This window comes from Rhizobium ruizarguesonis, assembly GCF_017357285.1.
Lineage (GTDB): Bacteria > Pseudomonadota > Alphaproteobacteria > Rhizobiales > Rhizobiaceae > Rhizobium > Rhizobium ruizarguesonis.
The window spans coordinates 4552740-4576994 of the sequence record NZ_CP071678.1 but is presented as its reverse complement, the minus strand read 5'-3'; the positions used below and the strand labels follow the sequence as shown (position 1 = coordinate 4576994).

General features: G+C 60.8%; 25 protein-coding genes and 1 tRNA gene. 10 read left to right on the top strand and 16 right to left on the bottom strand.

Annotated features, from left to right (window positions below):
• Positions 1-36 precede the first annotated feature (36 nt).
• Complete coding sequence (tlpA, locus tag J3P73_RS22385) at positions 37-699, top strand: thiol:disulfide interchange protein TlpA (RefSeq protein ID WP_024323352.1); 663 nt, start codon at positions 37-39, stop codon at positions 697-699.
• A gap of 53 nt (positions 700-752) precedes the next feature.
• On the opposite strand, the gene J3P73_RS22380 is transcribed toward tlpA, so the two are convergent.
• The 7 genes from J3P73_RS22380 to J3P73_RS22350 all read right to left on the bottom strand — a co-directional run bounded on the left by J3P73_RS22380 (position 753) and on the right by J3P73_RS22350 (position 6144).
• Complete coding sequence (locus tag J3P73_RS22380; RefSeq protein WP_018069239.1) at positions 753-1634, bottom strand: 3-hydroxybutyryl-CoA dehydrogenase; 882 nt, start codon at positions 1632-1634, stop codon at positions 753-755.
• Between the two features lie 148 nt (positions 1635-1782).
• On the bottom strand, positions 1783-2712 hold the full coding sequence (locus J3P73_RS22375) for an electron transfer flavoprotein subunit alpha/FixB family protein (protein ID WP_130692831.1): 930 nt from the start codon (positions 2710-2712) through the stop codon (positions 1783-1785).
• A 23-nt stretch (positions 2713-2735) separates the two neighbouring features.
• Entirely contained in the window at positions 2736-3485 is a 750-nt protein-coding gene (locus J3P73_RS22370; RefSeq protein WP_130656351.1) for an electron transfer flavoprotein subunit beta/FixA family protein, read from the bottom strand.
• A gap of 184 nt (positions 3486-3669) precedes the next feature.
• Positions 3670-4455, bottom strand: coding sequence for a rhomboid family intramembrane serine protease (locus J3P73_RS22365; RefSeq protein ID WP_130662328.1), 786 nt, complete (start codon positions 4453-4455; stop codon positions 3670-3672).
• Positions 4456-4488: 33 nt separating this feature from the next.
• Positions 4489-5067, bottom strand: coding sequence for a cob(I)yrinic acid a,c-diamide adenosyltransferase (locus tag J3P73_RS22360; RefSeq protein WP_130662327.1), 579 nt, complete (start codon positions 5065-5067; stop codon positions 4489-4491).
• A 21-nt stretch (positions 5068-5088) separates the two neighbouring features.
• Positions 5089-5292 (bottom strand): twin transmembrane helix small protein, encoded by a 204-nt coding sequence (locus tag J3P73_RS22355; RefSeq protein ID WP_018069234.1) that lies wholly within the window; start codon positions 5290-5292, stop codon positions 5089-5091.
• Between the two features lie 18 nt (positions 5293-5310).
• Positions 5311-6144 carry an SDR family oxidoreductase gene (locus J3P73_RS22350; protein ID WP_018069233.1) on the bottom strand — a complete coding sequence of 278 codons (834 nt, stop codon included), beginning with the start codon at positions 6142-6144 and terminating at the stop codon, positions 5311-5313.
• Positions 6145-6219: 75 nt separating this feature from the next.
• Here J3P73_RS22350 and J3P73_RS22345 point away from each other — a divergent pair, with 75 nt between their 5' ends.
• Entirely contained in the window at positions 6220-7143 is a 924-nt protein-coding gene (locus tag J3P73_RS22345) for a YihY/virulence factor BrkB family protein (protein ID WP_018069232.1), read from the top strand.
• Here J3P73_RS22345 and gluQRS read toward each other — a convergent pair.
• Positions 7108-7989 carry a tRNA glutamyl-Q(34) synthetase GluQRS gene (gene gluQRS, locus J3P73_RS22340; RefSeq protein ID WP_130665173.1) on the bottom strand — a complete coding sequence of 294 codons (882 nt, stop codon included), beginning with the start codon at positions 7987-7989 and terminating at the stop codon, positions 7108-7110. The two genes, J3P73_RS22345 and gluQRS, sit on opposite strands and share 36 nt — an antisense overlap.
• Between gluQRS and J3P73_RS22335 the strand changes: the two genes are divergently transcribed.
• Both J3P73_RS22335 and J3P73_RS22330 read left to right on the top strand, forming a co-directional pair.
• On the top strand, positions 7988-8680 hold the full coding sequence (locus J3P73_RS22335; RefSeq protein WP_130693111.1) for a DNA-3-methyladenine glycosylase family protein: 693 nt from the start codon (positions 7988-7990) through the stop codon (positions 8678-8680). The two genes, gluQRS and J3P73_RS22335, sit on opposite strands and share 2 nt — an antisense overlap.
• Before the next feature lie 111 nt (positions 8681-8791).
• Positions 8792-9349, top strand: coding sequence for an HNH endonuclease (locus J3P73_RS22330; RefSeq protein ID WP_018069229.1), 558 nt, complete (start codon positions 8792-8794; stop codon positions 9347-9349).
• 73 nt (positions 9350-9422) lie between these two features.
• On the opposite strand, the gene J3P73_RS22325 is transcribed toward J3P73_RS22330, so the two are convergent.
• Together J3P73_RS22325 and J3P73_RS22320 are read right to left on the bottom strand one after the other, a co-directional pair.
• Positions 9423-9944, bottom strand: coding sequence for a disulfide bond formation protein B (locus J3P73_RS22325; protein WP_024323604.1), 522 nt, complete (start codon positions 9942-9944; stop codon positions 9423-9425).
• A gap of 22 nt (positions 9945-9966) precedes the next feature.
• A complete protein-coding gene (locus tag J3P73_RS22320) occupies positions 9967-10563 on the bottom strand; it encodes a YqaA family protein (RefSeq protein WP_024323603.1) in 597 nt (198 codons plus the stop codon).
• A gap of 202 nt (positions 10564-10765) precedes the next feature.
• Between J3P73_RS22320 and J3P73_RS22315 the strand changes: the two genes are divergently transcribed.
• Positions 10766-11050 (top strand): hypothetical protein, encoded by a 285-nt coding sequence (locus J3P73_RS22315; RefSeq protein WP_024323602.1) that lies wholly within the window; start codon positions 10766-10768, stop codon positions 11048-11050.
• A 47-nt stretch (positions 11051-11097) separates the two neighbouring features.
• Here J3P73_RS22315 and J3P73_RS22310 read toward each other — a convergent pair whose 3' ends face one another.
• Entirely contained in the window at positions 11098-12846 is a 1749-nt protein-coding gene (locus J3P73_RS22310) for a cation:proton antiporter domain-containing protein (RefSeq protein WP_018069225.1), read from the bottom strand.
• A gap of 282 nt (positions 12847-13128) precedes the next feature.
• Between J3P73_RS22310 and J3P73_RS22305 the strand changes: the two genes are divergently transcribed.
• The 3 genes from J3P73_RS22305 (at position 13129) to J3P73_RS22295 (ending at position 15504) form a co-directional block, all read left to right on the top strand.
• Positions 13129-13413 (top strand): hypothetical protein, encoded by a 285-nt coding sequence (locus J3P73_RS22305; protein ID WP_130693110.1) that lies wholly within the window; start codon positions 13129-13131, stop codon positions 13411-13413.
• A gap of 169 nt (positions 13414-13582) precedes the next feature.
• Complete coding sequence (locus J3P73_RS22300; protein ID WP_003543268.1) at positions 13583-13870, top strand: hypothetical protein; 288 nt, start codon at positions 13583-13585, stop codon at positions 13868-13870.
• A gap of 821 nt (positions 13871-14691) precedes the next feature.
• Positions 14692-15504 (top strand): hypothetical protein, encoded by an 813-nt coding sequence (locus J3P73_RS22295; protein ID WP_130692829.1) that lies wholly within the window; start codon positions 14692-14694, stop codon positions 15502-15504.
• A 710-nt stretch (positions 15505-16214) separates the two neighbouring features.
• On the opposite strand, the gene J3P73_RS22290 is transcribed toward J3P73_RS22295, so the two are convergent.
• Positions 16215-16299: transfer RNA gene (locus J3P73_RS22290), tRNA-Leu, on the bottom strand.
• Positions 16300-16424: 125 nt separating this feature from the next.
• Positions 16425-17720 carry an MFS transporter gene (locus J3P73_RS22285; RefSeq protein WP_024323599.1) on the bottom strand — a complete coding sequence of 432 codons (1296 nt, stop codon included), beginning with the start codon at positions 17718-17720 and terminating at the stop codon, positions 16425-16427.
• Positions 17721-17848: 128 nt separating this feature from the next.
• Here J3P73_RS22285 and J3P73_RS22280 point away from each other — a divergent pair, with 128 nt between their 5' ends.
• Positions 17849-18427, top strand: a complete 579-nt coding sequence (locus tag J3P73_RS22280) for a TetR/AcrR family transcriptional regulator (protein ID WP_130662322.1) — start codon at positions 17849-17851, stop codon at positions 18425-18427.
• Positions 18428-18516: 89 nt separating this feature from the next.
• Here J3P73_RS22280 and J3P73_RS22275 read toward each other — a convergent pair whose 3' ends face one another.
• Positions 18517-19497 carry an aldo/keto reductase gene (locus J3P73_RS22275; protein ID WP_130692827.1) on the bottom strand — a complete coding sequence of 327 codons (981 nt, stop codon included), beginning with the start codon at positions 19495-19497 and terminating at the stop codon, positions 18517-18519.
• Positions 19498-19714: 217 nt separating this feature from the next.
• Here J3P73_RS22275 and J3P73_RS22270 point away from each other — a divergent pair, with 217 nt between their 5' ends.
• On the top strand, positions 19715-21343 hold the full coding sequence (locus J3P73_RS22270) for an AMP-binding protein (protein ID WP_130692825.1): 1629 nt from the start codon (positions 19715-19717) through the stop codon (positions 21341-21343).
• A gap of 81 nt (positions 21344-21424) precedes the next feature.
• On the opposite strand, the gene J3P73_RS22265 is transcribed toward J3P73_RS22270, so the two are convergent.
• Both J3P73_RS22265 and J3P73_RS22260 read right to left on the bottom strand, forming a co-directional pair.
• The gene (locus J3P73_RS22265; RefSeq protein ID WP_130675826.1) at positions 21425-22702 is read right to left on the bottom strand and encodes a GNAT family N-acetyltransferase; all 1278 of its coding nucleotides are present in this window, start codon (positions 22700-22702) and stop codon (positions 21425-21427) included.
• On the bottom strand, positions 22703-24118 hold the full coding sequence (locus J3P73_RS22260) for a lipopolysaccharide biosynthesis protein (RefSeq protein ID WP_130675825.1): 1416 nt from the start codon (positions 24116-24118) through the stop codon (positions 22703-22705).
• Between the last annotated feature and the right edge of the window lie 137 nt (positions 24119-24255).

The window sequence follows — 24255 nt, the reverse complement described above, 5'->3', positions numbered from 1 at the left end:
GTGTCCGCCTTGAGGATGCATGTCCAGGAGAATGAAATGACGACAAGAAAACCCCTCGGGCTGCCATCCCTGAAATGGATTGCGATGGCCGCCGTTGCGGGTGTCGTTGCCGGTGCGGCAGCGGTATACGTGAAGGAGACGGGGATTGGCAATGGCGGCGGCGAAACGGCATCTGGCGAATGCAAGCTTGCCAAGGATCGCGTCGCCAGCGTCACACCGCTGATGAAGGGGCAGGTGGCCGCCATGGTCGCCGCCTACGAGCCGCGCAAGCTGACCGCAGTCTCCTTCAACGGGCCGGACGGCAAACCGCTGACGCTCGATCATTTCGCCGGCAAGACCGTGCTTCTCAATCTCTGGGCGACATGGTGCGTTCCCTGCCGCGAGGAGATGCCGGCGCTGAACGCGCTCGAGAAGGAGATGGGCAGCGACAGGTTCCAGGTGGTGCCGGTCAATATCGATACCGGCGACGACGAGAAGCCGAAGACGTTCCTCACCGAGATCGGCGTCGATGCGCTGCAGCTCTACCGCGACAATACGATTTCGGTGTTCAACAATCTGAAGAAAGAGGGCCTCGCCATGGGGCTGCCGGTGACGCTGTTGATCGACGACAAGGGCTGCCTGATTTCAGCGATGAACGGCCCGGCTGCCTGGGACAGCGAGGATGCCAAGGCGCTGATCAAGGGTGCGATCGGGTCGTAGAGCCGCGACCGGTTACTCTCTTGTGCTAAGGACGGTGCTTCGAGCAGCAGCGTTTAACGCGTCGGGACCGGCACTTCGCCGCGATAGTCATAGAAACCGCGGCCGGACTTGCGTCCGAGCCAGCCGGCTTCGACATATTTCACCAGCAGCGGGCAGGGGCGATATTTCGAGTCCGCCAGGCCGTCATGCAGCACCTGCATGATCGAGAGGCAGGTGTCGAGGCCGATGAAATCGGCAAGCTGCAGCGGCCCCATTGGATGGTTGGCGCCGAGCTTCATCGCCGTATCGATGGCGTCGACCGTACCGACGCCTTCATAGAGCGTGTAGATCGCTTCGTTGATCATCGGCAGCAGGATGCGGTTGACGATGAAGGCCGGGAAATCCTCGGCGACGGTGATGGTCTTTTCCAGCGTGCCGACGAATTCCTTGGCGGCGGAGAAGGTCTTCTCGTCGGTCGCGATGCCGCGCACCAGTTCGACCAGCTTCATCACCGGCACCGGGTTCATGAAATGTATGCCCATGAAGCGTTCGGGGCGGTCGGTGGCGGCAGCAAGCCGGGTGATGGAAAGGGAAGAGGTATTGGTGGCAAGCAGCGCTTCCGGCTTCAGGACCGGACAGACCTGCGCGTAAATCTTCCGCTTGACTGTTTCATCCTCGGTGGCGGCCTCGATGACGAGATCAGACGGGGCGAGATCATTGACATCGGAAGAGCCAGTGATGAGCGACAAGGTCGACTTGCGTTCCTCTTCGGTCATCTTGCCGTTCGTCACCAGGCGGGCCAGGTTGCCATTGATGGTGGCAAGGCCGGATTCGATGCGGTCCTGGGAGAGATCGTAGATGTGAACCCTGTAACCTGCGGCGGCCGAAACATGCGCGATGCCGCAGCCCATCTGGCCGGCACCGATAATACCAATATTCTTCAACACCGCATTCATCTCCAAACCCCCGCACGGCATTCGCCCCCGCGCCGCCGCATTTTTCTAGCAATACTGCCGGACGAAGGATCGCCCGGCAGCAGTAGTAGCCCGATAAAAGATAATTTTCCAGTCATTCGCAAGTGCGAAAGAAAAGCATTTGACGCGGTCAGAGCGCCTTTTCCAATTCCGGCAAGGCGTCGAAGAGATCGGCAACCAATCCGTAGTCGGCGACCTGGAAGATCGGCGCCTCTTCGTCCTTGTTGATGGCAACGATCACCTTCGAATCCTTCATGCCGGCCAGATGCTGGATGGCGCCCGAAATGCCGCAGGCGATGTAGAGCTGCGGGGCGACGACCTTGCCGGTCTGGCCGACCTGCCAGTCGTTCGGGGCATATCCGGCATCGACCGCGGCGCGGCTTGCGCCGATCGCGGCGCCGAGCTTGTCGGCGACCGGCAGGATGACTTCCCTGAACTTCTCCGCCGAACCCAGCGCGCGGCCACCCGATATGATGATCTTCGCCGATGTCAGTTCCGGGCGGTCGGAGTTGGAGAGCGCGTCTCCGATGAAGGTGGAAAGACCCGGGTCGGAAACCGCAGGGATCGCCTCGACGGCAGCCGAGCCGCCTTCGGGCGCAGCAGCAAAGGAGGCGGTGCGCACGGTGATGACCTTCTTGGCGTCCGTTGCCTGCACCGTCTGGATGGCGTTGCCGGCATAGATCGGCCGCTTGAAGGTGTCTGAGGAGATCACCTCGATGATTTCGGATACCTGGGCGACATCGAGCAGGGCTGCGACGCGCGGCAGAACGTTCTTGCCGACGGAGGTCGCGGCGGCAATGATTGTGTCATAGGCGCCAGCCAGCGAAACGATTAGGTCGCCGAGCGGTTCGGCAAGGTTGTTGGCGAGTTCGTCGCTTTCGGCCAGCAGCACCTTGGAGACGCCGGCAAGCTTGGCGGCGGCATCGGCAGCGGGCTTGGCAGTCTTGCCGGCGACGAGAATATGAATATCGCCGCCGATCTTGGTGGCGGCCGTCAGCGCCTTGGCGGTCTGATCGGACAGGCTGGCATTGTCGTGGTCAGCCAGAAGAAGAATGGCCATGATGATATCTCCCTAGTTCTGGCTTAAAGCACGCCGGCTTCGTTCTTGAGCTTGTCGATCAGTTCGGCGACTGACTTGACCTTGACGCCGGCCTTGCGGCCCGACGGCTCTTCCGTCTTCAAGACCTTGAGGCGCGGTGTGGTGGAGACGCCGAAGTCGCCGGGCGTCTTCTTGTCGAGCGGCTTCTTCTTCGCCTTCATGATATTCGGCAGCGAAGCATAACGCGGCTCGTTCAAGCGCAGGTCGGTGGTCACAACAGCCGGCAGCTTGATCTCGATCGTCTGCAGGCCGCCATCGACTTCGCGGGTCACCTGAGCCTTGCCATCGCCGATCTCGATCTTCGAGGCAAAGGTCGCCTGGGCAGTTCCGAGCAGCGCCGCCAGCATCTGGCCGGTCTGGTTGCTGTCGTCGTCGATCGCCTGCTTGCCGACGATGATCAGTCCCGGCTGTTCGGCATCGGCGACAGCCTTGAGGATCTTGGCGACAGTGAGCGGCTCGATTTGATCGTCGGTCTCAACCAGGATCGCCCGGTCGGCGCCCATGGCAAGTGCGGTGCGCAGCGTCTCCTCGGCCTTGGCTGGACCAATCGAGACGACCACCACTTCCTCGCACTTGCCGGCTTCCTTCAGCCGCAGCGCCTCTTCCACCGAGATCTCGTCGAACGGGTTCATCGACATCTTCACATTGGCAAGCTCGACACCCGTGCCATCCGGCTTCACCCGGATCTTCACGTTGTAGTCGACAACCCGTTTGACTGGGACGAGTATCTTCATGGGGTCCTTCCTTCAGGAGAAACTGGTTTCAGAGACTTTTTAGAAAATGCGCGCTCGGGCGCCGCTCCGATTGTCGAATGGCGACATGGATACGCGTTTTTCCTCCAAATTCAACGCTTCCATGACGCCGGCAGGCGATTTGCCTCGGCAATATATGGACGTTTACGTTCACGTCAATATTGCGTCAGCGACGACCCCAGGGAAATCGCTGTGCCGTGCGCCCGTCCGTGCCGGCCGCGATGGCTGGGCCGGCGCCCGGCTCGTTTCTGACGGCGCGGGGCGTGACGATCTGCCGGTCGAAGAGCGGCACACCAGGCCGGCGCAACACCAGGATCAGGAAAGCCCCGGCAAGGATGCCGCCGACATGCGCGCCCCAGGAAACGTCGCCGTCAGGTGCGATCGCCAGCATGAAGAACTGCTGCCCGATCCACAGAAGCAGCGGCACGAAGGCCGGCAGGGGCAACGGCACACGGAAAAACACCAGCACCCAGACCCGGACGCGCGGATGCAGCATGACATAGGCGGCAACGACGCCGGAGACCGCCCCCGATGCGCCGACCAGCGGCGCTTCCGAGGTCATGGTTAGCAGGCCGTGGCAAAGCGCGCCGGCGGCTGCGCAAACGAGATAGAAAATCAGGAAGCGCAGATGTCCCATCGCATCCTCGACATTGTCGCCGAAGACCCAGAGGAAGATCATGTTGCCGGCGAGATGCCAGAAGCCGGTGTGGACGAAGGCATAGGTAAGGTAAGTCAGCGGCTCCGGCACGATTTCGAGCCCCTGCGCCAACACCGCGTGGCCGAAGGCGATTGCCGGGATATAGCCGAGCCCGACGGTCGTCGCCTGGGCTGCCTGTTCGCTCTCAAAACTGGTCAAAAGCCAGGCCGCGATATTCAGTGCGATCAGTGCGAGCGTCACCCACTGAACCTTGATATGTTTCAGCGTGTTGGCATCGTGAAGTGGTATGAACATAAAGGCCCCCGGGCGATCGTGATCGCGGCTAGCCTATCTGTTTTTTCCCGGAACCCAAAGCACATCCGCATGACCCCGGTCGTTTGCATGACGTGCGGCGACGAAGAGGAAATCGGAGAGCCGGTTGACATATTTCATCGCCGGCTCGCCGACGATTTCGCCGTCGGTGCGGGCAAGCGCCACCATCAAACGTTCGGCGCGCCGCGCAATCGTGCGGGCAAGATGCAGATGTGCGGCGGCCGGGCTGCCGCCTGGCAGGATGAAGGATTTCAGCGGCTCCAGACCGGCGTTCAGCTGGTCGATATCGTGCTCGACGCGGTCGACCTGCGTCTCGATGATCCGTAGCGGCTCGTAGGCCGGCGGCTCACCCGTGTCAGGGGTGGCGAGATCGGCGCCGAGATCGAAGAGGTCGTTCTGGATCGACATCAGCATGGCGTCGAGTTCGGGCAAGCCGGCCGTGTACAGCCGCGCCAGGCCGATCGCGGAATTGGCCTCGTCGATCGTACCGTAGGCCTCGATGCGCAGATCGTCTTTGAGCCGGCGCGGGCCGGACACCAGCCCGGTCGTGCCGTCATCGCCTGTTTTCGTGTAGATCTTGTTGAGCTTGACCACGGTTTCCCCCTTGAAGTCTGGTCAGGTCGGGCGGCCACCGCCGGTCAGCCAGAGTGTCAGCATGATCAGGATGACGGCAATCGCCTGCAGCAGCACACGAAGCTGCATCAGTTTGTTGGAAAGGTTGGGATCGCCGCCCTTCATCATGTTGAAGAGACCGCGGATCAGGACGAGGGCGACGACGCCCATGACGATGATCGCGAGGATATAGGTGACCGTGGACATGGTATTCAGCTTTCTCAGTCAGTCCGTCCGGCGCATCAGGCGGTAGAAGAGGTCTGCCGGAAGCAGCCGCTTCAGGAACATACCCTGCTTAGCCGGAGTCGTTACGGGATAATGTGGCCTCGGATTTTTCGAGTTCAATGCGTGTTTCAATACGGAATAGACCGCTTCCGGTCCGAGTTTGTGGCGATTGACCGGTCCCGATCCGTCGAGTCTCGCCAGTTGCCTGATGTAATCGACCGCGTGCGGCGAATTCTCGAGGTCGATATGCTCTTTGATCTTTGCGAGCGCATTGGCGGTGAAACGCGTGGCGATCGGTCCCGGTTCGATCAGGCTCACATGGATGCCGCTGCCCTGCAGCTCCATGCGCAGGGTGATGCTGAGGCCTTCGAGCGCGAATTTGGAAGCGGTGTAGGCGCCGCGATAGCGATAGGGGACGACGCCGAGGATCGACGAGCATTGCACGATCCGCCCTTGGCCACGTTTGCGCATCGGCGGAATGACCTGCCGCGTCAGTTCATGCCAGCCGAAGAAATTCGCCTCGAACTGTGCGCGCAGCGTTGCCGTCGAAAGATCCTCGACAGCGCCCGGCTGGCCGTAGGCGCCGTTATTGAAGAGTGCGTCGATGCGACCGCCGCTGCGTTCCAGAACCGCGCCGACCAGGTCGGAAATCGTCTCGGTCCTGGCATAATCCATCAGGAAGGCTTCGATGCCCTCCGCTTCCAGCCCCTTGAGATCGTCCGGCTTGCGCACCGTCGCGAAGACACGCCAGCCATCGGCTTTCAGCGCCCGCGCGCAATGAGCGCCGATACCGGACGAACATCCGGTCACGACGATGGTGCGCTGCTCCGCCATGGAATGATTCCTGTACAAAATGGGACTCGTTTCCCATATTCGGCCAGAGGATACAATCTGAAAGCCGGAGACAGAATGCTGAAGGTGCTGCGCACGATCTACGAGGTGGTCTATGACGCGATCTGTCACATGGTCGAGGACGACGGCTTCGCCATGGCAAGCCATGTGGCGCTTTCAAGCCTGCTTGCAGTTTTCCCCTTCCTGATCTTCGGCACGGCGCTTGCAAACTTCCTCGGCGCCGATCAGTTTTCCTCGACCGCCATCCACCTGATCTTCGACACTTGGCCCGAGGCGATCGCCAAGCCGCTCGCCGACCAGGTGCTGCAGGTGCTGACCATTCCACGCGGCGGGCTGCTGACGATCTCGGTGCTGGCGGCCGCCTATTTCGCCTCGAACGGCGTCGAGGCGCTACGCATCTCGCTCAATCGCGCCTACCGGGTGCAGGAAACGCGGCCCTGGTATTTCACGCGTCTCGCCAGCCTGGGCTACGTGCTGATCGCGGTCATCATCTTCGCGGCAATCAGCATCCTGCTCGTCGCCCTGCCGCTGGCACTTGACTATGCCAGGAAGTGGTTTCCGCTGTTTGCCGATACGCTCGACATCGTCTTCAGCTGGCGCATCTACGGCACGCTGGTGGTTCTGACGGTCGGACTGCTGGTCATGCATCTCTGGCTGCCAGCCGGCAAGCGGCGGGTCTTCGACGTCATTCCCGGCGTGCTGCTGACGCTGCTTCTCTGGCTCGCCGGCGCGCTGATCTTTGCCTATTACCTGGTGACCTTCGCCAACTATACGGCAACCTATGCCGGTCTCGCCTCTGTCATGATCGTGCTGATCTTCCTCTACATGGTCGGCGTCATCTTCATCATCGGCGCGGAGATCAATGCGGCGCTGATCAAGTTCCGCGTCTTCCGGATGTTCTCCCACACGCTTTCGATCGTCGGCAGAGAGCGTGTCGAAAGGCAGTCAGAGCCCGACAAGGCGGCGAATATCCGCTCCTGACATGCCCTGGGCGCGCAATTCGCCAAGCCCAGTGTCGCCTTGGCTTTTCGAAAGCTTGCGGCCATCCGCGCCAAGAATGAGACGGTGATGGTGATAGACCGGCTGCGGCAGGCCGAGCAGCACCTGCAACAGCCGGTGCACCGATGTCGCGTGGAAGAGGTCGAGCCCACGCACGACATGGGTGACGCCCTGCAGCGCATCGTCGACGACCACGGAAAGATGATAGCTCGACGGCGCATCCGAGCGCGACAGGATGACGTCGCCCCAGACGTCGGGCTCGGCGGCGATCTCACCTGTCCTGCCGTCGCCGGTTTCCGTCCAGAACAGCAGCTCGCCGATCAGGTCGAGCGCTTTGCGCATATCGAGCCGCCAGGCATGTTTCTTCCCAGGGGTCAGCAGGTCCCGCCATTCGTCTGCCGAACGCTCGCGATCATTTGCGGTATAATGCGGAGTGCCGTCGGGATCGCGCGGCCAGGATTCACCAGTCGCCTCGTAGGCAGCGACGCGCGCCTTCACCTCGCCGCGCGTCAGAAAGGCTGGATAGACCAGCCCGCGCTCGATCAGCGTGTGCAGCGCCGTCTGATATTCGGGAAAATGGTCCGACTGGCGCCGCACCGGGCTTTCCCAGCTGATATCAAGCCATTCGAGATCCCTGAGGATGCCGGCCTCGAACTCGGGCGTGCAGCGCGTCTGATCGATATCTTCGATGCGTAGCAGCAAGCGTGCTTGTTCGGCCTCGGCCATGTCGCGGTTCAGCAGGGCCGAGAGGGCATGTCCGAGATGCAACGGCCCGTTGGGGCTCGGCGCAAAACGAAAGACAGGTTTTTGACGCTCACTCGTGGTCATGCTTTCTTCTGCCATGGATTCGGCTTTTGAACCACTGCGAGGCAAAATGCAGATCATCCGCAACGAAGACGATGTCAGGCAGGGGCTCGAAGCGCTGCTTCGCCTCGATCCACGTCTTGCGCCGATTGTCGCGGAGGCCGGACCTATTCCGCTGCGGCTGCGTGAGCCCGGCTTTGCCGGTCTTGCCCATATCATCGTCTCGCAGATGGTGTCGCGCGCCAGCGCCGATGCGATCTGGCGGCGCATGCTGCCGGCGGACGGTCTTTTAACCGCCGGAGGCTACGCACTGCTTCACTCCGAGGCATGGCGCGAATTCGGCCTGTCGCGCGCCAAGGCCGAGACGCTGTCACGGATCGCCGAGGCGGTCGCCTCCGGCCGCCTCGATCTCCCCAGGCTCTGCCTGAAGCCGCCGGGCGAAGCGCTTGGCGAACTCACCGCGCTGAAAGGCGTCGGTCCGTGGACGGCGGAGGTCTATCTGATGTTTTGCGGCGGCCATGCCGATGTTTTCCCGGCCGGCGATGTCGCGCTGCAGAATGCCGTCGGAGCGGCATTCGGTCTTGCAGCACGGCCGCCGGCAAAGGCGCTGACCCAGCTTGCGGAAGTCTGGTCGCCGTGGCGTTCGGTGGCGGCACGGCTTTTCTGGGCCTATTACGCCACGAAAATGCGCCGTGACATGGTGCCGATCGGCTGATCGGCAACACTCTTCAAATTGCCTTTATCCTCTGAATTTATTGGACTTCACAATCCTGTAACAACCGGCCTAATATACAGGTGCAGATGCCGAATCGATCAGGAGAGTCCCTTGACGATTGCAGTCTCCCCACAGGCCCTGCCGGCGCTCGTCCTGAACGCTGACTACCGGCCACTGAGTTATTACCCCTTGTCGTTGTGGTCCTGGCAGGACGCGATCAAGGCGGTATTTCTCGACCGTGTGAACATCATTGCAGAATATGAACATTCGGTTTCCTCGCCGAGCTTTTCGATGCGGCTTCCGAGTGTCGTGTGCCTGAAGACTTACGTTCAGCCTTCCCGCAATCCCGCCTTCACCCGGTTCAACGTCTTCCTGCGTGACCGGTTCGAATGCCAGTATTGCGGCGCCCATGACGACTTGACCTTCGACCACGTCATCCCGCGCGCCCATGGCGGCGAGACGACCTGGCAGAATGTCGTGGCAGCCTGCTCGCCCTGCAATCTGCGCAAGGGCAGCAAGCTTCCGAAGCAGGCAGGCATGTTCCCGGCGCAGAAGCCCTACCAGCCGACGGTGCAGGATCTGCACAATAACGGCCGGCTGTTCCCGCCAAACTATCTGCATGAAAGCTGGCTCGACTATCTCTACTGGGATACCGAACTGCAGCCCTGATCGAACGGCCTACAGCGTCGCGCGTCTTTTCGGACGCGCAAAAGACGCTGTAGCTTTCGGTTTCCTGCATAATTTATTCAGTGGCGGCCTTGCGAACGCCGACAAAGGCGAAGGCCGCAAGCAGGATTCCGGCAATCACGTTCCAGCCGGCAAAAGACAGGCCGAGCACCCGCAGGGCCGCGTCGGTGCAGGACGGGCCCTTGATGGTGTTGAGCTCACCGAGCAGATCACCGGCATTGGTCGTCATGCTGCTTGCCGTCGTCGAGCAAGTGGCCGGGCCGGGCCAGAAATGCCATTCGACGCCGGCGTGATAGACACCCATGCCTGCCGTCACCAGCATCAGGATGCCGGCCGCGAGAATGAGCGCCCGGGTGATCCAGTTCGGCAGTCCGACGAGTTCGGAGATTGCGGCCAGGATCGCGATCGGGATGGCGTAATAATAGGGCTGACGCTGCAACAGGCAGAGCGCGCAAGGAATATAGCCGCCGATATACTGGAAGCCGAGCGCGGTGCCGACCGCCGCCGCCATGCCGATGGCGAGCAAAATGGAGTAGACAAAGCCGGGGCGGGCGAGCGGCGAGGAAGTGGCGGTCATGGCGGAGCTCCGCGAAATTGGCTCAGTGGGCAAACAGTTTATAAGCGATTCCGAGTGTGATGAGGACGCCTGCACCGATGCCGACGATCTGACCAAGGCGCTTCTCGACGAAGTGGCGGATCGGCTCGCCATATCGACGAAGCAGCCACGCCAAAAGCAGGAACCGAGCACCGCGAGCTATGATGGCTGAGATAACGAAGAAGCCTAGATTCATGCCAATGACGCCAGCCATAATGGTCACGACCTTAATCGGCGGAAGGTGTGCTAAGCCGGAAGTCACCAGCAATAGTAACAGGATTTCCCATTCGCCGTGAATTTCGCGTCGCAATCGCTCGAAATCATCGAATTTGCTGTAGAACTCAAGGACTGGTCTGGCGATTGCATCATAGGCGTAATAGCCGAGCGCCCAGCCGGCGATGCCGCCGAGGACGGAGGCGACGGTTGCAATCAGCGCATAGCGATAGGCGCGTTCCGGCTTGGCAAGCGCCATCGGCAGGAAGAGCACATCAGCGGGGACGAGAAAGACGGAGCTTTCGACGAAGGCGATGACGGCGAGCCAGACTTCGGCCGATTTGCGCGAGGCCAAAGACATGGTCCAGTCGTAAAGTCTGCGGAGCATTCCGTTTCCTTCCTGTTGCGGTGCAAAAAGCTTTAGGGGCCGTGCGCGGCGCTGTAAATGCTCGGCCGTGTCCTTCCTGCCACCGCGGTCGAAAAATTTTCGTGATGCGGGGTATCGGCACCTCTCCCAAGATTTCGTGGGATTGCGAATCGGCCATTCTGCGGCAAGCTGATTTGGGGTCGACGTGCAGGGTGGCAGGGGAATGTTCAAAGTGATCGAAGGCGGCCGTGGGCAGGCCGTGCAAATGGATGACCGATCCGAAGAGGGTCGTGGACCGAGCAAAGACGACGTGCGCCGGGAGGCTGCGCGGCGGCTGAACGAGAGCGGCTATCATCTCTCCCGCATCCGGGAATTCGCGACCGGCGTACCGATGCTGGCGTCTCTTAAATATTTGTCGCTGCAGATCGATTTCGCAGCCGAGACGTTGTCGCGGCTTGATCCGATCCCGGAGGATTTCCACGCCGATGGCTATTGGCCGGCGGGCTGAAGCAATCACGGTGGCGCGATTGCCGCTGACATGCGGTGGCGTTTGCGTCAGGACAGGTCCATCGACTTTTCCCGTTGCTGACGCAGGACGTTCATTTCCGTCCGCTGCTGGGCCATTTCGCTAACGGCGGCGCGCAGATGTGGATGGTGCGACATGAACATGTTGAAGTCGCGCCGTTCGAGCACCTCGAACTGGCAGAAGTCGACGGCGATGACGTCGGCTGTCCGCCGTCCGCCGGTCAGGAGCGCCATTTCCCCGAAGAAGGCTCCCGGCTCCAGGCGGATCGCGCCGCTGGCGAGCCGCACCTCCACCGCGCCCGAGGAGATGAAATACATGCTATCGCCGCGATCGCCGCGGCGGATGACGCGTTCGCCGGGCGGCGCGGATTTCGCCTTGAAGAGCAGCAGCAGCTCCTCCTGCGCGTCCTCGTCGACCTCGGAGAACAGCGGGAAAGTCTCGATCAGCTGCTGCATCTTCAGTTGATGCTGGCGCTCGCGCTCTTCGCCGAGCGCCCTGATCTTTTCCAGTTCTTTGCCGAGCGCCTTCTGCCTGCTCCTGCCGTAGCTTTCCCAGAGAGAGGGCCATTTCGAATGGATGTATTTCTTCAGGCCGTCGGTCGCAAAGATCACGATTGGGTTGAGGGTGATCGACAGGATCGCGGCAGCCAGGATCAGATCCTGGCCCTCATGTGGCAGGAGCCCGAGTGAGACGCCGAGGCCGGCGAGGATGAAGGAAAATTCGCCGATCTGGGCAAGGCCGCCGGCCAACGTTAACCCCATGCTGATCGGGTATCGCAGCAGGATGACGATGAGGAAGGTGATGATGCCCTTACCCAGGATCACGAGCGCCAGCGCGCCGATCACGGCCAGCGGCTGGCGCACCAGGATCGAGGGGTCGAAGAGCATGCCGACGGACACGAAGAACAGCACGGAGAAGGCGTTCTGCAACGGCAGCGAGTCGGCGGCTGCCCTGTGGCTGAGCTGGGATTCGCTCATGACGACGCCGGCGAAAAATGCACCGAGCGCAAAGGAGACGCCGAAGATCGCCGCCGAACCGAAGGCGATGCCGAGTGCGATCGCCAGCACCGTCAGCGTAAAGAGTTCGCGCGAGCCGGTGCGGGCAATCATCGTCAGCAGCCAGGGCACGATGCGAGGACCGAGGAAGATCGCCATGGCGGCGAAGGCCACAACCTTCAGCAGCGTCAGGCCGATCGTCAGCACCAGCGGCAGGTCGCCGAGGCCGTGGTTGGTCGTATCGCTGGCGTTGCCACCCAGAAGCTCTGCGAGCGCCGGCAGCAGCACCAGCGCCAGCACCATCACCAGATCCTCGACGATCAGCCAGCCGACGGCGACGCGTCCGCTGGCAGCGTTAACGAGATTGCGCTCCTCCAGCGCCTTCAAGAGAACGACGGTGCTCGCCACCGACAGGCTGAGGCCGAGGACGATGCCGGCGCCGAGGCTCCAGCCCCAGAGTTTGCAAAGACCGATGCCCAACAGGGTGGCGAGGATAATCCGCCCGATTGCGCCCGGCACGGCGATGCCGCGCACGGCGAGCAGGTCGGAAGCGGAAAAATGCAGGCCGACGCCGAACATCAGAAGAATGACGCCCATTTCGGCGAGCTGGCCGGCAAGGGCGGTATCGGCGACGAAGCCCGGCGTGAACGGGCCCATCAGGATGCCCGCCATCAAATAACCGACGAGTGGCGGCAGCCGAAGCCTGTCGGCTCCATAGCCCAGGATCGCTGCGAAAACGAAACTGACGGCGACCGTCGCGATGAGTCCTACTTCCTGATGCACGTCCGCCCTCTCTTGTGATAGCGGCGGCCACTTTGGACGAAGCGCAAGCAAAATTAAACAGTTGATTTGGATGACCGGCTACTGTTCGGGGGCCTTCGCTCTCATTTTGGCGGGTAGGATAGAATAATGCTGCAATTCCAAATGTTAAGGCGTCCTTCTCAGGTCTAAAAAGTCGCGCGGCGTTGTAGGCACGGCCCTTTTTCGCGGCACGGTCGGACCGTCACGATGTTGGAACCACTTGTGTCTTGCCTCGTTGCTCTTTCATCAAGAAAGGAGAACGACATTCGAAAGATGATCTTGAACTGTACTGTGGCGGCCCTTGCCGTCTGCTCGTTTGCAGCGCCTGTTCTTGCCGACAGCGTCTATGTCAGGGAGCGTTCCTATGACGACGGCTATCGTCATGAGCGGGTACGACCCGGCATCACCATCAGCGAGCGTGGCGTCACTTTCGGTGCCGTGCACGAACGTGAGCACCGCCGCTATCGCGATAATGGCTGCGAAACCAGGAGCGTCACCCGACAGACCGACGAAGGCGAGGTCACCAAGACGGTCCGGCGCTGCAATTAACGAAAAAATGTGCGATAAGGACGAAGCCCGGTTCCGACGAGCCGGGTTTTCGCCTTTTGTGGCACGAATATTTCAATGCAGTGGTGAAAGTCGTCTGTCGGTGTTATGAGCACGCCTTTGGTAACAGCGCGTTCCCAGCGCAAACACCGCCCGCACAGGATCTTTTAGTATGATTGAGCTTACGCCGTCCCAGATCGCCGCACTTAAACTCGCCAGGGATGGAGACCTTTATCCTCAGCCAGCCAATAAATGGACGCACGAGAACGCGACGGTGACTTATGCAAAAACTGACCGGTGGAAAGAGCGGCCCCAGAAAATAAAGTCGGTCACTGCCAAGACGCTGGGCGAGTTGAAGGAGCCGGGTTTTCTCGAAAGGCGGCACCTGGATGACGACGCATCAAAAGACGTCTACGGCATCACGATGGCCGGCAAGATGTGGCTGCTGAAAAACAAGTAAGCTTCGCTGAGACACGGGATCATGTTCTGTGGCCCGTGTGCGCTTGTTGCGACAGAGGCGTTGCAGGAACTAGAGGTAGTCGTCCCACGTGCTGGGGCTTACGCAACGCGTCACATCAAAGCCTGCGGACCGGCCCGTGCTCTTTGAACAACTGCTTGTTATTGAGATTTAAGTCCCCATTTAACACGACCTTCCGTCGTGGTTGAAAAAAACCTACCAGAGTAACTTATGCGGGTTGCAGGGGTTAAGGTTTGAGGGGTACTGTGCTCGATAAACTAGGAAGAATGCGCGTAATTCTGTGCGCTCTCATCGTGATGGGGATTTGTGAAACTACAAGCGTAGGGGTTTGCGCAGCCGAGATAACAGCCGTTGATTGGCGGGGCCACAAGGTTCTTCGTCTCATGGGCGAAATCGACGACGGCACAGCACACAAGCTGGCCGAACAACTGCGGCTGCTATTGGCACGGTCATCACGGCTGCAAAAGAGCCACCATAAGGCACGTGAAAGCCGTTCGGCATAGTTCTTCTTGTCCGCTTGCGTAGCCTCGACTGAGCGGTCGCCCGCCACGATTAGCTCACCCCGGATCGTTTCGTCCAAGACTTCCTCAGGCCTTCCGTTCGCCCATCATGCCTGCCTTCGATCGATGATTCGCATGAATCTAGCGTGATGCGCTGCGGATGCCGAGTCGCTTCATAGGGGCGTGGCGTGGAACGGGAAGGTACTACCGGAAGTGCCGGTCCACGTCTATCATAAGTGAACCGCGTACCGCGCGTGTCACCTGCCGCCGACGAGGCAGATGTTCAGGGGGTATCACTTTACCATGTCACTTCTATCTCGCCTCTTTCGGTCCAAAGCTCAAAAAGCGGTAGACGCCCTCCAAGATAACCTGAACCACCGCCTAGTGGCCATCGACGCCGGTCTGAAGCTGTTCAAGAAGTCGGCCGACGCATTCGATGCGTCTAGTATCCCCGAAGGCTCAGAGGAAGAGGCGTCTTTCAAACTCGCTCAGGGAAAACATGCCTACTTTACAAACGCCCTCCTTGACGATCTCAAACACGCCGAGGAGTTGATCAAGGCAATGCAACTCTCTCTTAGTTTCAACAGTGGCCGTCCTTCCCCTGGCTTCGAAACGGACGTTCTTCGCACTGAGAAGGTGCTCGAAGGGACCGACGATAACGTCAATCGCCTATCGCATGTAACGAAGGACATGTTGGATATCGTAGGCGAGGTCTACCCGGACGACACCCAACCTAAGCGGAAGGAAGACCTCGCTGCTTTTAAAACGCTCCTCGACCACGCTAAGGCGCGCAAAAGCGAGGTCGATGACACTATGACTCAAATGGATAAAATCCTGAGTGGCATCATTGACCAATACGAGGAAACCGAGACGTTCTCGGACCGCGAACTTGCAAAGCAGGCCGCCGCTTTCATGAAGGCTGGAACAGCCCTCTCCTTGGCCGAGGGCGAGTGGATCGACTTCCTCCAGAAGGCCATCAAAGCCCCGTCTGTTGATCCCTTCCGCCCAGACGTAGGGCGCAAGGGAGCGTGGTTGGAGGAACGTTGGCAAGTATATAACAACTCCAAAGCCACGCTTCAGGCCCTCCTGGACGATACCGATGGCGGATCAGCTTAGATAGCGGCCTCCCGGTAACTTCTTCACTCGAAGGCCAAACTTCCGACCGCGACCGATGTAGGTCTTTCGTTCACATTATGAGCATGGTGGGGCTTCCCTCTGGGGGCTGGCCGTCGCCCATAGCTGCCAGGTATGCCTTCCGGTGCCGTCAGTTTTGGCCGACGCACACCTTCACCGCTTTGGTGGTCGCCACTAGTCGAGCCTTCGCCAGCTACAGAATGCCCTAGAATCAGATGCCGATCATGCCCACTCACTCCGGCTACGATCATACGATCCTGCATGTTGTGTCTCAGGCTGTGGACGGTGACATTTGGGTCTGAAACGACCTTCCTGAGGTTCTTCATTAGAGCAGCACTTGCTGCGTCACCGCCGCCTTTTCTGCATATTTTGCAAATAGTGGTTGCGGCTCGCGACGCTGGTGCTTTGGGCGTTCGTTTGCTCTCGCTCCACCCATCATTGTAGGATGGCCACCGCTTGATTGCTTTGGGCTCGCTGAGTCCCAAGACCTTTTTGAACTCGTATCGCCCCAAGCGTTCTCGCAGAGAGACAGGTACTTGTCGCCGGTACTCGAAACTGCCGGTCTTTGTTTTGGTCACGTATTTCAGGATGATTGTCTTCAAGGTCTGGTCCTCGTTCGGCACCTGATACAGCACCCGGAGGACGAATTTGCCAAGTCGCTTCAATGAACTAAGGCCTTTTGGCCTCGGTAGTGGTGCCCCATGCCGGAGTCGAACCAGCACTTCTTTCGAAACTCGATTTTGAGTCGAGCGCGTCTACCAATTCCGCCAATGGGGCAACGGATACGAACGGGCGGCTGTCTAACATGCGAGCGCCCGGACGCGCAAGACGGGCAAGCGAAGTTATCGGACTGATCCGGTAGAGAGATCCGGCCCCGTTTTGAGGCCGGATCCTGTTTGACATCAATGGGCGGCGGCCGGTGCCGGGCTGCTCAGGCCGGACTTCTTCAGCGTGATCGCCAGGATCGAGGCCAGCAGGCAGAAGGCGCCGGCGACGAAAAACGCCGGCAGGTAGCTCGAAAGCTCCGTGCGCGAGAGGCCGGCGCCATAGGCGGCGGTGGCGGCTCCCAGCTGATGTCCGGCAAAGACCCAACCGAAGACGAGGCCGGTCTTTTCGCGGCCGAAGCGGTCGGCGGCGATCTTGACGGTCGGCGGCACGGTGGCAATCCAGTCGAGGCCGTAAAAGACGGCGAAGATGGAGAGGCCGTAAAAGCTGAAATCGCTGAAGGGCAGGTAGAGCAGCGACAGGCCACGCAGGCCGTAATACCAGAAGAGCAGCCAACGATTGTCGAAGCGGTCGGACAGCCAGCCGGAACCGATGGTGCCGAAGAAATCGAAGATGCCCATGACAGCCAGCACGCTGGCCGCGGCCACCGGCACGATGCCGAAGTCGCCGCACAGGGTGACGAAATGGGTCTGGATCAGGCCGTTGGTGCTGAGACCGCAGATGAAGAAGGTGGCAAAGAGGATCCAGAAGGTCGAGGTCTTCGAGATTTCCTTGAGGACGGTGATCGGCGTCATCAGCGCGGCGCCGAGGGAGGTGCTTGCCGGTGGCGGCGTCACCTGCGTCTCACCGAAAGCGGGCAGGTTGAGGTCGGCGGGGCGGTCGCGCATGAAAGCAAGCACGGCAAGGGCTGCGACCATGATCATGGCGCAGACGAAAAACACCGTCGAGCGCCAGCCATAACGTTCCGTCAGCTCCGCCATCAGTGGCAGAAAGACGAGCTGACCGGTGGCCGAGCTCGCCGAGAGCATGCCGACGACGAGACCGCGATGCTTGGTGAACCAGCGGCTGGAGATCGTTGCGGCGAGCACCATGGCCGTCAATCCCGTGCCGAAACCGACGACGATACCCCAAAGCAGCAGCAACTGCCACAGCGTCGTCATGAACAGCGAACCAACGAAGCCCGCGCCGATCAGCGCTAAGGCGAAGACAATGACCTTGCGCACGCCGAAATAATTCATGAAGGCGGCGGCGAACGGACCCATGAAGCCGAAAAGGATCAGGCGGATGGCAAGGGCCGAGGAAATCTGCGAGGTCTCCCAGCCGAACTCGTCCTGCAGCGGCTTGATGAGCACGCCGGGTGCGCCCATGGCGCCGGCGGTGACCAGCATGGTGAGGAAGGTCGCGGCGACGACGACCCAGCCGTAATGGATGTTGCGCCGAGCAAGGGAGGAGGCGAGGGCTGTGGAAACCATGGGCAAGATTCCGTTTGAATTCTGGTTCGAGACGATAGTGGATCGATTTACATGATGGTCATCATATTTCTTGCGTATTGATGATGGACGTCATATATTTTGTCAAGCGACTATTTCTGGAGACGACAATGCGGGTCAGCCGCGAAAAATTTGCCGAAAACCGCGAAAGGATTCTGAGCGTTGCCGGCGTGCTTTTCCGCGAAAACGGTTTCGACGGGGTCGGCGTCGCCGACATCATGAAGGCGGCGGGACTGACGCATGGCGGCTTCTACGGTCATTTCGGTTCGAAGGACGACCTGGCACTTGAGGTCAGCCGCAAGCTGATCGACAGGGTGGAAGAGCGCTGGAAGGAGCATATCGCCGAATCGCCCGACCGGCCGCTGGCCGCTCTTCTCGACCATTATATCCACTGGCGCACGGTTGACGATCCCGGCGGCAGCTGTGTCTTCGCAACGCTGATCCAGGAAGTCAGCCGCAGCCGCGGCGCCGTCCGCGCGGTCTTCAGCGATGGGCTTTCCGTGCTGGTCGAGACGCTTGCCGATATCGTTCCCGGCGAAACGGAGGAGGAGCGCCGCGCCAATGCGACGACGACACTCTCATCGATGATGGGCGCTGTCATTCTTGCCCGCGCGGTCGAGGACAGGGCGCTTGCCGAGCAGTTTCTGGTGACCATGCGCCGGCAGCTCGATCCTGACAGCCAGACATAATCTCAGTCGCGGGGCCATGGTTTCGCTCTCCCTCTCCGGATGGAGAGGGATCTGCCCTTGCATATGCCTGAGGACCGAGAAGCCAATGACTACTTGAAGCCGGCGATGGCGTGCGGGACGTAGGGTGCTTCCAGTGCTGCGATTTCCTCGGCGGTGAGCTTGACCGAGAGCGAGGCAACGGCGTCTCTGAGGTGGTTGGGTTTGGACGCGCCGATGATCGGGGCGGTGACGGCACTCTTCTGCAGGATCCAGGCGGTTGCGACCTGGGCGCGGGAGATGTTGCGGGCCTTGGCGATTTCGGCCACGGCTCCGACGATCTTGCGGTCCGCATCAATGGACTGCGTGTAGAGCGTCTTGCCGAATTCGTCGGTTTCGCTGCGCGCCGTCGTCTCGTCCCAGTCGCGGGTCAGGCGGCCGCGGGCAAGCGGGCTCCAGGGGATGACGGCGATTTTCTGATCCTCGCAAAGCGGCAGCATTTCGCGCTCTTCCTCACGGTAGAGCAGGTTCAGGTGGTCCTGCATGCTGACGAATTCGGTCCAGCCATTCAGCCTGGAGACGTAAAGCGCCTTGGCGAATTGCCAAGCATACATGGAGGAGGCGCCGATATAACGCGCCTTGCCCGATTTGACGACGTCGTGCAGCGCTTCCAGGGTTTCCTCGATCGGCGTCGTGTAGTCGAAGCGGTGGATCTGGTAGAGATCGACGTAGTCGGTGCCTAAACGACGCAGGCTGTTGTCGATCTCGTCGAAGATCGCCTTGCGTGACAGGCCGGCGCCGTTCGGGCCCGGCCGCATGCGGTTGAACACCTTGGTCGCCAGCACGATGTCCTCGCGTTTGGCGAAATCTTTTATGGCTCGGCCGACGATCTCCTCTGATGAGCCGTTGGAATAGGTGTTGGCGGTGTCGAGGAAATTGATGCCGAGGTCGATCGCCTGCTTGATTATAGTCCGGCTTTCGTCTTCCCTGAGGCTCCAGGCATGATTGCCGCGGCCGGGATCGCCGAAGGTCATGCAGCCCAAGCAGATTTTCGACACTTCGAGACCGGTCTTGCCAAATTTTGCGTATTCCATGAAACGACTCCGTGATGAATTGGATGACCCCCAGGCGGCTTTCCATGATTTAGCGCGAGATGGCCAAAGTCGCAGGGCGGCAAATGAAGAATCTATGCTGCATGCGCACAATGATCCGTGATCGACTTCTGAAGCTCATCGCTGTCGATTCCGGCTGCAGCTTGCACATCCGCGCCGCAAGATGTTAGCTGATGCAGCATTTTACCGGAATCCGACCATGCAGCTGCCGTCCCACGATCGCTACGACGATCTTTATCGCGATTTCTCCTGGCGGATTCCGGAGGATTTCAATATCGGCCGCGCCGTCAGCGACGACTGGGCCGCAAGAGATCCGGAGCGCGTCTGCCTTGAGCATTTCAGCCCCGATGGCGATCATCTTTCGCTGACTTACGGTGAGCTTGCCGGTTCCTCGTCCATGTTCGCCAATGCGCTGGCTTCGCTCGGCATTAAGCGAGGCGACCGCGTCGCCCTGCTGATGCCCCAGTCCTTCGAGACTGTGGTCGTTCATGTTGCGATCTACAAGATGGGCGCAATCGCCTTGCCGCTGGCGCTGCTCTTCGGCGTCGAGGCGCTCGAATACAGGCTGAGGACCTCAGGTGCGGTGGCAATCGTCACCAACGATTTCGGCCTCGATCGCGTCCGGAAAATTCGCGATCGGCTGCCGGAGCTTCGGCATGTGATCAGCCTCGATAATTCTCTCGACGCTCTCTCCTTTGCCGATCTGATCGTGTCATACGAGCCCTTCTTCAAGGGAGAAAAGACGTCTCCCGACGATCCGGCGCTGATGATTTTCACCTCGGGAACGACAGGGCCGCCCAAGGGCGCGCTGCATGGTCATCGCGTTCTGCCCGGCCATATTCCCGGTATGCAGTTTGCCCATGAGGGCTTTCCGAAAGTGGGCGACAAGGTCTGGACGCCGTCCGACTGGGCCTGGGCGGGCGGTCTGCTCAATGCGCTGCTGCCGAGCCTTCTACTCGGAATTCCCGTGGTCTCGTCGCCGGCGCAGAAATTCGATGCCCATATGGCCTATCGCATCATGGCGGAGATGGATGTGCGCAACGCCTTCATTCCGCCGACGGCGCTGAGGCTGATGAGATCCGTGCCCGATCCGCGCTCGAAATATGATCTGGTGCTGCGCACCATCGGCTCGGCCGGGGAGGCGCTCGGCCGCGAGACCTATGAATGGGCGCGGCATACGCTCGGCATCACCGTCAACGAATTCTACGGCCAGACGGAGTGCAATTTCGTGCTCGCTTCCAGCGCTGCCTATGGCGTCACCAGGGCCGGTGCCATCGGGCGGGCGGTGCCTGGGCATCGTGTTGCGATCGTCAGCGAAGCGGGCGACGAATTGCCGGCTGGCGAACCGGGCCAGATCGCCATCGCCAGTCCCGATCCTGTGATGTTCCTCGGCTATTGGGACGATGCGGCGGCGACCGAACGAAAATTCGCCAAGGGCTGGCTGCTCACCGGCGATATCGGTCGGCAGGATGCTGAGGGCTACGTCACCTTCGAAGGCCGCGACGACGACGTCATCACCTCGTCGGGATATCGCATCGGCCCGGCCGAGATCGAGGACTGCCTGATCGGCCATCCCGCCGTGCAGCTTGCCGCCGCCGTCGGCAAGCCCCATGCCGTGCGCACCGAGATCGTCAAGGCCTATATCGTGCTTTCACCGGGCCATCACCCAAGCGAGGCGCTGGCCGCCGAGATAAGGGAGTGGGTGAAGACGCGGCTTTCGATGCACGAATATCCGCGCGAGGTGGAGTTCATCGATGCATTGCCGCTGACCACCAGCGGCAAGGTGATCCGCCGGCTGCTGCGGGAGAGGGCGGCCGACGAGGGGTAGATCATTTCCGAAGGTGATCTATCTTTTTGTTTTTGCGCAATTCCGGACGCAAAACCGCAACGCACTTTTGCTGGAATTGCTTTAGCCCCGGCCAGCGAGCGACATGATCTTTTCGCGCAGCATCTTCGCCATGTTGCGGGTGCTGCGGTACATGTGGAGCTGGGCTGAGACCTGGCGCATGTCGCGGTCGCCGTTCTGCGTCAGGCCGATCACCAGCGTTCCCATCTCCTCGCGCTCCTGCCAGAAACGGCTCATGATCGGATGATCCGAGACAGCGCAGGAATCGGAGCGGACGATATTGGCATCGTCGAGATGCCATTCGGTGAGTTCGCTCATCAGCAGCTTGCCCGGCGAATACCGGGCGTAGTTCTCGTCATAAGCGGTCTTCCACGTATAGGCCTCGCCGCCCATCATCAGCACGACGATGGCGGCTATCGCCTTGCCGTTGAGATCGATCGTGTGAATACGCACGGCATCGACGGCGGCAAGGTTCGACACCGCCTCGCGGGCGAAGGCCGTATGATAACGATCGGTGACGAGAGCGCTTCGCCGCTTGCCCTTCCAGCCGCCGGCTTCCATCGCCAGGAATTCCTCGAAGCGGACATGGATTTCGCGCGGCTGGCGGGCGACGGTATAGACCGCTGTTCCCACCTCATCCAGCAGGCGCCACTGGCGGCGCATCTCGCGCATGTGCGAGGAGGAGATGGTTTTGCCGAGATAGGCCGGCGCCTCTTCGTCGCTCTGCAGCATCGGGCGCAGGTAGGGATTGGTGACAGTAACGGGAAGATTGCGGCTGAGCGCCACGGCCTTGAGCATGCGCACGAAGATACCGTTCAGCCTGAGATCCGGCAGAACCAATAGGCCGGGCAGATTGAGATCGCCGGCGGTCAGTCCCTCGAAGAGATTGTCGAGCGTCTCGGCGGCATCCTCGCCATCGACGAGCGGCGTGCCGAGCGGACCGAAGCTGTTCGACCAGCCGCGGATGATCGATGGGCCGACGGCGAAGCCCGGCTTGTCGACCGAAAACGGCAAGAGGAACCGCATGCGGCTGCGGCCGGCATTGTGATCGCGGATCAGGGCGAAGTTCACCTGCCGATCTTCGAGCCGCGGCATGGCGGGGGCTAGGAAACGGCCGGAGAAAAAGACGTTCGGCTCCATCGCCCGGTTGGAGAGGAAATCGAGCTCATCCTGAAGCTCATAGCCCAGCTTGCCGGGATAGAGGCAGAGCTCGCGCCCCGGCCGGCCGATCTCGGCGCGAGCCTCGGCCCGCGGTGCTTCGAAATTCAACGCGGCGAGATCATGCACCATGCGGTTTGCGGCGCTGTCGGTGCTTTCGGTAACGGGGGGAACACGCACCATCTATCGAACTCTCATTTCTGGCGTTGCGGCGGAGGGGCTGGCGAAGGCGAAAAGGACGATGCCGAGCGTATGGCGCACGGCGACATGCAGCAGGATCGCCTCGACCGCCATGGCCGAGGCCGTGGCGATCGCCGTGCCCTCGATGCCGTAATGCGGGATCAAAGCGAGGTTGAGGCTGACATTGGCCGTCAATGCGCCGGCATAGAGTGTGACGCAGAGGTTCTGCTTGCCTGCCATCATCAGCAGCGTTTCGGCCGGGCCGACCAGCGATTTGGCGAGGATGCCGGCGAGCAGGATCGCCATCACCAGATAGCCTGATGTAAAGGCGCCGCCGAAGAGCGACAGCAGCAGATGGCCTGCCGCAAGCACGACAAGGCCGACCCCGAGCGCCGGCCAGAAGGTCCAGCGGGCGGCGTCGATGGCAGCGGTTGCCAGCTGGGCGTGGTCGCCTTCGGCGATGATCGAGGAAAAGCGCGGGCCGGAGGCGGCCTTGACCGAGAAATTGATGAAATGCACCAGCGCCATCGTCTTGGCGGCGGCGAAATAGATGGCGACGTCGTGCGGCTCGAGGAAGATGCCGACGACGACGACATCGGAATTGGTGAGCAGGAAGCTCACGCCCTCGATCAGGAAAATCGGGAAGGCGACGCTGAACCAGGCGAGGAAATCGACCTTGCGCGGGCCTTCGTCATAATGCCGGCGAAGGCGGTAGAGCGTTGCGGCATACTGACCAAGGGCGGTGACGAAGGTGGCGACGAGTGCTGCCTGCATCGCGGTGACGGCCGTGTGCTCGGCGCCGATGGCAATCGCGATCAGCATGAAGAGGATGATGAGGATCGGGCGGACGATGTAAACCGGGCTCAACGCCATCACTGGCCAATGGTTCGCCCGTGACGTGCCTTCCAGAATATCGCCGAGCGCGATCATCGGCATGGCGAGCAGGCCGATGAAGATCGGGACGAGATAATAGACCTGGATCATATCGCCGAAGAAATGCAGCCCGAGCATGCCAGCGGCGAGCACCGTCGTGCCGGACAGCAGCGCAAAAATCCGAGCCGTGCCTGTCAGGCCGCGGATTTCCTCGAAAGCGCCCGCTGCCCTGTATTGCGGCAGGAAGCGGATGATCGCGGTGTGGAAACCGAGGCATGAGAGATCGCCGAAGACGACGACCAGCACCCAGACGAAAACGAAGATGCCATATTCATATTCGCCCATCAGCCGGGCAAGCACGATCTGGGAGACGAAGGCAAGTGCTGCGCTGAGGATGCGGATCGAAAACGCTGTCAGCGCCATGCGCTGGGCGGCCGCCTTCTCCCCGCGTTCGGTGAGCACGGCCGCAAGCATGCGCAGCGTACGGCCGCCGACTGGGCGCAGGCCCGCGGGCAGCATCTTCTCCGCTGTTTCTATGACCGCCATGATGAACACGCAAAACTCTGAGGTCAGGCAAATCGCCCCTGAAGTCTTGACAGGACAGGGTTAAGAAACGGTTCCGGATTGGGCTGCCGTCCAACGCTGAATTCCGGTTTTCCGGCGTTGCCGCAGAAAAGAAAATG

Coding starts and splice junctions, on each gene's coding strand:
- J3P73_RS22275 (WP_130692827.1), bottom strand. CDS start 19,497: ATGGAATACGCAAAATTTGGCAAGACCGGTCTCGAAGTGTCGAAAATC.
- J3P73_RS22265 (WP_130675826.1), bottom strand. CDS start 22,702: ATGGTGCGTGTTCCCCCCGTTACCGAAAGCACCGACAGCGCCGCAAAC.
- J3P73_RS22295 (WP_130692829.1), top strand. CDS start 14,692: ATGTCACTTCTATCTCGCCTCTTTCGGTCCAAAGCTCAAAAAGCGGTA.
- J3P73_RS22285 (WP_024323599.1), bottom strand. CDS start 17,720: ATGGTTTCCACAGCCCTCGCCTCCTCCCTTGCTCGGCGCAACATCCAT.
- J3P73_RS22370 (WP_130656351.1), bottom strand. CDS start 3,485: ATGAAGATACTCGTCCCAGTCAAACGGGTTGTCGACTACAACGTGAAG.
- J3P73_RS22270 (WP_130692825.1), top strand. CDS start 19,715: ATGCAGCTGCCGTCCCACGATCGCTACGACGATCTTTATCGCGATTTC.
- J3P73_RS22260 (WP_130675825.1), bottom strand. CDS start 24,118: ATGGCGGTCATAGAAACAGCGGAGAAGATGCTGCCCGCGGGCCTGCGC.
- J3P73_RS22335 (WP_130693111.1), top strand. CDS start 7,988: ATGCTTTCTTCTGCCATGGATTCGGCTTTTGAACCACTGCGAGGCAAA.
- J3P73_RS22320 (WP_024323603.1), bottom strand. CDS start 10,563: ATGCTCCGCAGACTTTACGACTGGACCATGTCTTTGGCCTCGCGCAAA.
- J3P73_RS22315 (WP_024323602.1), top strand. CDS start 10,766: ATGTTCAAAGTGATCGAAGGCGGCCGTGGGCAGGCCGTGCAAATGGAT.
- J3P73_RS22355 (WP_018069234.1), bottom strand. CDS start 5,292: ATGTCCACGGTCACCTATATCCTCGCGATCATCGTCATGGGCGTCGTC.
- J3P73_RS22300 (WP_003543268.1), top strand. CDS start 13,583: ATGATTGAGCTTACGCCGTCCCAGATCGCCGCACTTAAACTCGCCAGG.
- J3P73_RS22325 (WP_024323604.1), bottom strand. CDS start 9,944: ATGACCGCCACTTCCTCGCCGCTCGCCCGCCCCGGCTTTGTCTACTCC.
- J3P73_RS22280 (WP_130662322.1), top strand. CDS start 17,849: ATGCGGGTCAGCCGCGAAAAATTTGCCGAAAACCGCGAAAGGATTCTG.
- J3P73_RS22365 (WP_130662328.1), bottom strand. CDS start 4,455: ATGTTCATACCACTTCACGATGCCAACACGCTGAAACATATCAAGGTT.
- gluQRS (WP_130665173.1), bottom strand. CDS start 7,989: ATGACCACGAGTGAGCGTCAAAAACCTGTCTTTCGTTTTGCGCCGAGC.
- tlpA (WP_024323352.1), top strand. CDS start 37: ATGACGACAAGAAAACCCCTCGGGCTGCCATCCCTGAAATGGATTGCG.
- J3P73_RS22380 (WP_018069239.1), bottom strand. CDS start 1,634: ATGAATGCGGTGTTGAAGAATATTGGTATTATCGGTGCCGGCCAGATG.
- J3P73_RS22375 (WP_130692831.1), bottom strand. CDS start 2,712: ATGGCCATTCTTCTTCTGGCTGACCACGACAATGCCAGCCTGTCCGAT.
- J3P73_RS22350 (WP_018069233.1), bottom strand. CDS start 6,144: ATGGCGGAGCAGCGCACCATCGTCGTGACCGGATGTTCGTCCGGTATC.
- J3P73_RS22345 (WP_018069232.1), top strand. CDS start 6,220: ATGCTGAAGGTGCTGCGCACGATCTACGAGGTGGTCTATGACGCGATC.